7 protein-coding genes and 1 tRNA gene are annotated in these 7,348 nt (G+C 64.4%); 2 read left to right on the top strand and 6 right to left on the bottom strand.

All coding sequences use genetic code 11. From position 1 onward, the window contains the following. Positions 1-65: 65 nt before the first annotated feature. Both AAG813_RS07675 and AAG813_RS07680 read right to left on the bottom strand, forming a co-directional pair. The gene (locus tag AAG813_RS07675) at positions 66-2,291 is read right to left on the bottom strand and encodes a bifunctional (p)ppGpp synthetase/guanosine-3',5'-bis(diphosphate) 3'-pyrophosphohydrolase (protein ID WP_341913534.1); all 2,226 of its coding nucleotides are present in this window, start codon (positions 2,289-2,291) and stop codon (positions 66-68) included. A gap of 98 nt (positions 2,292-2,389) precedes the next feature. After that, positions 2,390-3,289 carry an alpha/beta hydrolase gene (locus AAG813_RS07680; RefSeq protein ID WP_341913537.1) on the bottom strand — a complete coding sequence of 300 codons (900 nt, stop codon included), beginning with the start codon at positions 3,287-3,289 and terminating at the stop codon, positions 2,390-2,392. Positions 3,290-3,381: 92 nt separating this feature from the next. Between AAG813_RS07680 and AAG813_RS07685 the strand changes: the two genes are divergently transcribed. After that, complete coding sequence (locus tag AAG813_RS07685; protein WP_341913539.1) at positions 3,382-4,164, top strand: 3-hydroxybutyrate dehydrogenase; 783 nt, start codon at positions 3,382-3,384, stop codon at positions 4,162-4,164. A gap of 332 nt (positions 4,165-4,496) precedes the next feature. Beyond that, positions 4,497-5,108, top strand: coding sequence for a porin family protein (locus AAG813_RS07690; protein ID WP_341913541.1), 612 nt, complete (start codon positions 4,497-4,499; stop codon positions 5,106-5,108). 55 nt (positions 5,109-5,163) lie between these two features. On the opposite strand, the gene AAG813_RS07695 is transcribed toward AAG813_RS07690, so the two are convergent. The 4 genes from AAG813_RS07695 to AAG813_RS07710 form a co-directional block, all read right to left on the bottom strand. After that, a tRNA-Val gene (locus tag AAG813_RS07695) sits at positions 5,164-5,238 on the bottom strand. A gap of 34 nt (positions 5,239-5,272) precedes the next feature. Next, positions 5,273-5,980: a DNA polymerase III subunit epsilon gene (gene dnaQ, locus AAG813_RS07700; RefSeq protein WP_341913543.1), complete on the bottom strand. Its 708-nt coding sequence runs from the start codon at positions 5,978-5,980 to the stop codon at positions 5,273-5,275. A gap of 111 nt (positions 5,981-6,091) precedes the next feature. Further along, on the bottom strand, positions 6,092-6,430 hold the full coding sequence (gene fdx, locus AAG813_RS07705) for an ISC system 2Fe-2S type ferredoxin (protein WP_096665493.1): 339 nt from the start codon (positions 6,428-6,430) through the stop codon (positions 6,092-6,094). A gap of 19 nt (positions 6,431-6,449) precedes the next feature. Further along, positions 6,450-7,348 (bottom strand): Hsp70 family protein (locus AAG813_RS07710; protein WP_341913547.1); only part of this gene is annotated, 899 nt, incomplete at its 5' end.

Genomic DNA, 7,348 nt, shown 5'->3' on the forward strand with positions numbered 1-7,348 from the left:
GACCTCGTCATTGTAGCAGGGCAAACCCGGCCTTTCGCGCACTCGCCGATTTTTTTGCCGACAAATCAGCGTCTGCGCGCCGAACGCACGCCGTTGACCTCGGCGACGATGGCCAGCACCTGGTTGAGCCGGCCCGAGTTGGCCACCTCCACCGTGAAGGTCATCCAGGCCGTGCCGCCGCGGTTGTCCTTGACCGAGGTGGTCTGCACGCCGATGACGTTCATTTTTTCCCGCGCAAACACTTCCGAAATGTCGCGCAGCAGGCCCTGGCGGTCTGCCGCTTCCACGGCCACATCCACCGGGTAGACCGAGCCCTCGCTGCTTTTGGGCTGGCTCCACTGCACCTCGATCACGCGGTCGGGGCTGCCGCTGGCCATGTTCCTGAAGTTGCTGCAATCGCTGCGGTGGATGCTCACGCCCTTGCCCTTGGTGACAAAACCGAGAATCGCATCGGGCGGCGCCGGCTTGCAGCATTTGGCCAGCTGCGTGAGCAACGAGTCGATGCCGACCACCAGCACCCCGCCCTTGCGTGCGCGCTCGGACGACTTGTCATGCTGCCGGGCTTTTTTGGCCAGCACATAGTCGTCCTGCGTGGGCGGCGGCTCGGGCGGCTTGAGCATGTTTTCGATGGTGCGCAGCGACAGCTCGTCCTTGCCCACCACTTCAAACAGGTCCTCGGCGCTTTTGAAGCCCAGTTGCGTCGCCACATCCTCGAGCTTCATCGCGGTCTTGCCCTCGCGCTGCAGCAGCTTTTCCACCGCCTCGCGTCCGCGCGCCACCGTCTGCGCCATCGCCTGGGCATTGAACCAGGCACGCACTTTCGACCGCGCGCGGTGACTGGCCAGAAAGCCCAGTTCAGGATTGAGCCAATCGCGCGACGGGCCGCCCTCCTTCGTGGTGACGACCTCCACAGTCTGCCCGTTCTGCAGCGGCGTGTTCAGCGGCACCATGGCGCCGTCGATGCGTGCGCCGCGGCAGCGGTGGCCCAGGCTGGTGTGCACGCTGTAAGCAAAGTCGAGCGCTGTGGCGCCCTGCGGCAGTTCGACAACGGCTGCGTCCGGCGTCAGCACGTAGATGCGGTCTTCGAACAGGCCCTGGTTGGCGTCGCGCGCCTTGGCCGCCACCGGCGCAGACAGGTCGCGCTCCCAGGCCAGCAACTGCCGTAACACGGCAATTTTTGCGTCGTACTCGCTGCTGGCCGACACACCGCTGTAACCCTTGGTGCCGGCCTCCTTGTAGGCCCAGTGGGCAGCTACGCCATGCTCGGCATGGTCGTGCATCGCCTGCGTGCGGATCTGGATCTCGACCGCACGCTGCTGCGCATCGCGCACCACCGTGTGCAGCGACTGGTAGCCGTTGGATTTGGGCTTGGCGATGTAGTCGTCGAATTCACCCTCGACCGGCGTGAAATGGGAATGCACAAACCCGAGCGCCGCGTAGCAGCCCTTGACGTCGGCGGCGATCACGCGCAGGGCACGGATGTCGAATACCTGGTCGAAATCGAGCCCTTTGCCGCGCATCTTCTTGACGATGCTGTAGATGTGTTTGGGCCGGCCCTGCACCAGCGCGGCAATGCCGTTGCTGTTCAGGTCGCGTTCCAGCTGGGCGCGCAACGCCTCCATGAACACCTCGCGCCCGGCGCGTTTTTCATCGAGCAGGCGGGCAATGCTTTTGTAGGTGTCCGGCTCCAGAAAACGGAAGGCCAGGTCTTCCATTTCCCACTTGATCTGCCAGATGCCCAGGCGGTTGGCCAGCGGTGCAAAAACGTTGAGCGATTCGCGCGCCACGGCCAGTGGGCACGGTTGCCGGATGGCCGCAAAGTAGCGCAGCGTCTGCAGCCGGGACGCCAGGCGCAGCATGACCACCCGCAGATCGCGCGAAAACGCCAACAGCATCTTGCGCACGTTTTCAGTCTGCGCCGCCGGGTCTTCCAGCTGCGCCCTGGCATCGGCGGCACGAGCCTGCTTCTGCACATGGACGAGCTTGGTGGTCTCCATGGCCAGGGCGGCGAAGTTGGCGCCGAAAGCCTTGGCAATTACCTCCTGCGGCTTGTTCAGGTGCGCGCAGGCGTGGACGAGGTAGGTGGCGGCCTGCATGGCCTCGGAGCCGCCAATGGCCTTGAGAATGGCCGCGACCGCATCCGCATGGGCCAGGATGTTTTCACCGGTGTCCAGCGTTTCAGTGGCAATCAGCGGCTCGGCAAAGGCCCTGGCGCGTGCCAGCGCGTGCGGCTGGTCCGGCAGGCTGTCCGCCGTGGCCGTCACGATGGACGCATTGGGGAGCGGCGTCATGGGCGCCACGCCCGTGTTGGGCTTCAAAGGCGACTTGGGCGGGGCGCCAGGCCCGGCCCCGGCGTGTTTCGTCACAGGCAACTTTTCAATAAAAAATTTCAGACAAGAAGAAAATCGCCCACCGTGCTGACCTGATCCAGCGCCACCAGGGTCGGTGCATGGCCGACTCCTTCAAACTCCACCAGGCGGGCCCGGGGACCGCGCTGCGTCATGGCCTGCGCCGTGACGCGGCTGAGCAGGTCCGATTGTGCGCCTCGTACGACCAGTGTCGGTGCCCGAATGTTGTCAAAAAGTTGCCACAACAGGGCTTCGCCTTCGCGCGCCGAGACTTCGGTCGCCGCCTGGACCGGAACCGCAATGGCCGGGTCGTAATGCAGCATCACACGGCCATCGACGGCACCAGGCACGGGCTTGACCATGTGGCGCGACAACGCCAGCCATTGCTCGGACGTGTGCGGGCCAAAGCTGGTCGAGATCGCCCACATCGCGTCGGCCGCGTGCTGCAGCGAGGCGAAATGACCGGCTTTGCCGAGATAGGCCGCAATACGCGTGATGGCCTGCCACTCGATGGCCGGCCCCACATCATTGAGGACCAGCTTGCGCACCGGCGCCGGCAGAGGCAGCTCGGGCTGGCCGGCAATGGCCATGCCGATCAGGCCGCCCATGCTGGTGCCGACCCAGTCCAGCGTCGTGACCGGCGCTTGCTGGTGCAGGTGGCCCAGCAGAGCCATCATGTCGGCGGCGTACTGCGGGATCTGGTAGCCCATGGGGTCCTGGAGCCAGTCGCTGCGGCCGCGACCGGCCACATCGGGGCACACGACCCGGACCTCGTCCGACAGGTACTCGGCCAGCACGTCGAAATCCCGGCCCTGGCGCGACAGGCCGTGAACACACAGCACCACATGCGGGTTGGCCGGATCGCCCCACTCCCAGTACGCCATGCGGTGCCCTCCCGAAACATCGGGGCACGATACGTAGTTCAGCGTAGGTTCAGTCATGGCCAGGGAATCCGGGTTACAGGCTTGATAATCGCCCGAGCCGCTGTTTTTCAGCGTCTGACAGGCATCGTAAATCATCCGGAGAAAACTTCATGCTCAAAGGTAAAACAGCACTCGTGACCGGCTCCACCAGCGGCATCGGCCTGGGGATCGCGAAGGCGCTGGCGGCGCAGGGTGCCAACATCGTGCTCAACGGTTTCGGCGACGCCGACGGCCCCAAGGCGGAAATTGCAGCGCTGGGCGTGAAAGTGGCCTATCACGGCGCCGACATGAGCAAGCCGGCCGAGATCGAGGCCATGATGACTTTTGCCGCGGCGCAATTCGGCCAGGTGGACATCCTGGTCAACAACGCCGGCATCCAGCATGTGGCCCGAATCGAGAACTTTCCGGTGGAGCGCTGGGACGCCGTCCTGGCGATCAACCTGAGCAGTGCCTTCCACGCCACGCGGCTGGCCCTGCCGGCGATGCTGGCCGCCAACGGCGGCAAGGGCTGGGGCCGCATCATCAATGTCGCCTCGGTGCACGGCCTGGTCGGCTCGGCTGAAAAATCCGCGTATGTCGCGGCCAAACACGGCATCGTCGGCCTGACCAAGGTCACGGCCCTCGAAAACGCCACCACCGGCGTGACCTGCAACGCCATCTGCCCGGGCTGGGTACTGACGCCCCTGGTACAAAAACAGGTGGACGCCAAAGCCGCCGCCGGCGGCATTTCCAACGAGCAGGCCACGCAACAGCTGCTCGGCGAAAAAGAACCCTCGATGCAGTTCACCACACCCGAGGAACTGGGCGCGCTGGCGGTGTTTTTCTGCTCGCCGGCCGGCAACAATGTGCGCGGCGTGGCCTGGAACATGGACGGCGGCTGGGCGGCGCAGTAAAGCGCCAGGCTTCCCGCGACGCAGGAAGTTGGCGGCGGGCTGCCGCCCCCTGCATTAGCCCTGACATAGAGAAATCGACCATCAGCCCTTGATGCTATTGCGTCAGTAGCTATTGATTTCATAGCTAACCAAGCCTGCTCGCGCCATGCCCGCATGGTCGGCTGGAGGCGACATCGGCCGCCAGCGCGATCTGCTTCCGCCCGTCCTACATTCGTGTCAGACGTTTCCTACAAGCGGTCCCGCCCTGAAGGTTTAAATTGGTGGCGTCGTTTGTCAGTCCGCCCCACCAGGGAGCGGGCCTTCATTGGATCGTCATCCTGCGAGGAGCCATTGTGAAAAACATTCATCGTGTTCTCTCCAGCCTGTTGCTCGGTGCTGCCGTCGCCGCCAGCCTGCCCGCCCAGGCGCAAATCAGCAGCCCTTCCTCGGATTCCGGCAGCAGCGCCTGGTACGCCCCGGGCAGCACCTACATCGGCTTCAATGCGGGCCGCTCCAATTTCAGGCAGGGCTGCGGCACCGGAGTGTTCAACTGCGGTGACAAGGACAATGCCTACAGCCTCTACGGAGGCGGCATGTTCAGCAACAACTTCGGGCTGGAGCTGGGCTACGTCGACATGGGCAGTATTGACCGTGGTGGTGGCACGACCAAGGCTTACGGCATCAACATGAGCCTGGTCGGCAAGGTGCCGCTCAGCCCGACATGGGGCCTCTTCGGCAAGGTGGGCACGACCTACGGCCGCACCAGCGTGACCTCCACGCCCGGCTCGGGTATTCCCAGCGGCGACGAGGATGGCTTCGGGCTGTCACTGGGCGCGGGGGTGAGTTACGACTTTACCGACAGGTGGTCTGCGGTCCTGCAATGGGAACGCCATGACTTCAAGTTTTCCGGCTCGGGACGCGACAACGTGAACGCCACCACGCTGGGCCTGAAGTACCGGTTCTGAAACCACGCGGGCATAGAAAAAGCCCCAAGTCGCAAGCGACTTGGGGCCTCAATTCTGGTGGGCGGTGCAAGTTTCGAACTTGCGACCCCTGCAGTGTGAATGCAGTGCTCTACCCCTGAGCTAACCGCCCTGTTTGGTCAGCCTCAAATTATAAGGGTTTTTTGTCACGCACCGGCCAGTTCGCGCCAGACAGTTTTGCCTTTGCTGCTTTTATCGATGTCGACCAGCAGGCTTTCGTGGGCGGCGATCTCCTGATCATTGGCCAGCAGCAGCGGCAAATCGAAACCGCTGAGGTCCATCATCACGGCGGCGCCCCCCTCCTGCGTGCTGCCGCCTACGTCCATCACCAGCGAATTCTGCCCCCGCGTCAGGTTGATGTAGACGTCGGCCAGCAACTCGGCGTCCAGCAACGCGCCGTGCAGCGTGCGGCCCGAGTTGTCGACGTCCAGTCGGTCGCACAGCGCGTCCAGCGAATTGCGTTTGCCGGGATACAGCTCCTTGGCCATCATCAGGCTGTCGGTAACCTTGGCCACGCAGTTGCGGATCGAGGCGCGTCCCATCAGCTCCAATTCCTTGTCCAGGAAGCTGATGTCGAACGGGGCGTTGTGGATGATGACCTCGGCGCCTTCCAGGTACGCCAGCAGCTCGTCGGCGATGGCCGGAAATTTGGGCTTATCCTGGAGGAACTCGTTGCTGATGCCGTGCACCTTGAGCGCGTCCTCGTGGCTGTCGCGCTCGGGGTTCAGGTAGAAGTGCTTGTTGTTGCCGGTGAGCTTGCGGCCGATCAGTTCGACGCAGCCGATTTCGATGATGCGGTCGCCGTTTTCAGCGGAGAGTCCGGTGGTTTCAGTGTCTAGAACGATTTGGCGCATGTTTCAGATGATAGCTGCGCTGGGTCCGAGAATGTTTTTCCGCCGGGCCGCCCCAAGGAAAAATGCGCCCCTCGGGGGGCAGCGAGGACACGCCAGTGCCGAGCGTGGGGGCTAGTGAACTTCCTTCGCGTGGTTGATCGAGTACTTGGGAATCTCGACCGTCAGGTCGGTTTGTGCCACGATGGCCTGGCAGCTCAGGCGCGAGTTGGGCTCCAGGCCCCAGGCGCGGTCCAGCAGGTCTTCCTCGCTCTCGTCCATCTCGTTGAGCGAGCGCATGCCTTCGCGCACGATGACATGGCAGGTGGTGCAGGCGCAACTCATGTCGCAGGCGTGTTCGATGTTGATGTTGTTGTCGAGCAGCGCCTCGCAGATGGACGTGCCGGCCGGCGCAGACACTTCGGCACCGTTGGGACAGTATTCAGGATGGGGCAGTATTTTGATGATGGGCATGGTGTGTTCGGTCCGTGGGTCAGACCGTCGCTATGTTTTTTCCAGCCAGGGCCTGTCGGATGCCCCGGTTCATGCGCTGGGCCGCAAAATTTTCCGTCCCGCCGGCCAAGGCCTTGATGGCGGCTTCGATCTGCGCGGCGTCGCCCTGCTGCCGGATGGCCGCCAGCTCGGCCATCAGGCGGTCGATCTCCGCTTTTTCCTCGGGGGCCAGCAGGTCGGCATCGGCAGCCAGTGCACTGCGCGTCGCAAGGATCATGCGGTCGGCATCTACCTGCGCCTCGGCCAGCGCGCGCGCCTGCATGTCCTGCTGGGCCGTCGAAAAGCTTTCCTGCAGCATGCGGGCAATGTCGGCGTCGGACAGGCCGTACGATGGCTTCACGTCGATCCGCGCCTCCACGCCACTGCCCTGCTCTTTGGCACTGACGCTGAGCAAGCCGTCGGCGTCCACGGTGAAGGTCACGCGGATGCGCGCTGCGCCCGCGGCCATCGGCGGAATGCCGCGCAGCTCGAAACGCGCGAGGCTGCGGCAGTCGGCCACCAGGTCGCGCTCGCCCTGCACCACATGCAGGGCCAGCGCGGTCTGGCCGTCCTGGTAGGTGGTGAAGTCCTGCGCCATCGCGGTCGGAATGGTCTGGTTGCGCGGCACGATGCGCTCGACCAGGCCGCCCATGGTTTCGATGCCCAGCGACAGCGGAATCACGTCGAGCAGCAGCAGGTCGCTGCCGGTGCTGTTGCCGGCGAGCTGGTTGGCCGAAATCGCGGCGCCCAGAGCCACCACTTCGTCGGGGTTGAGGTTGGTCAGGGGCTCGCGGCCAAACAGGCCGGCCACGGCGCGCCGCACCTGGGGCATGCGGGTGGACCCGCCCACCAGCACCACGCCCTGGACCTCGTCCTTGGTCAGCCCGGCATCGCGCAAGG

Origin of the sequence: Polaromonas sp. YR568 (assembly GCF_943371715.1) — a bacterium.
Lineage (GTDB): Bacteria > Pseudomonadota > Gammaproteobacteria > Burkholderiales > Burkholderiaceae_C > Polaromonas.

What these genes read in the sequence shown, in the direction of transcription:
- AAG813_RS07675 (WP_341913534.1), bottom strand. Translation starts at nt 2,291, where the DNA reads ATGACGCCGCTCCCCAATGCGTCCATCGTGACGGCCACGGCGGACAGC.
- AAG813_RS07680 (WP_341913537.1), bottom strand. Translation starts at nt 3,289, where the DNA reads ATGACTGAACCTACGCTGAACTACGTATCGTGCCCCGATGTTTCGGGA.
- AAG813_RS07685 (WP_341913539.1), top strand. Translation starts at nt 3,382, where the DNA reads ATGCTCAAAGGTAAAACAGCACTCGTGACCGGCTCCACCAGCGGCATC.
- dnaQ (WP_341913543.1), bottom strand. Translation starts at nt 5,980, where the DNA reads ATGCGCCAAATCGTTCTAGACACTGAAACCACCGGACTCTCCGCTGAA.
- fdx (WP_096665493.1), bottom strand. Translation starts at nt 6,430, where the DNA reads ATGCCCATCATCAAAATACTGCCCCATCCTGAATACTGTCCCAACGGT.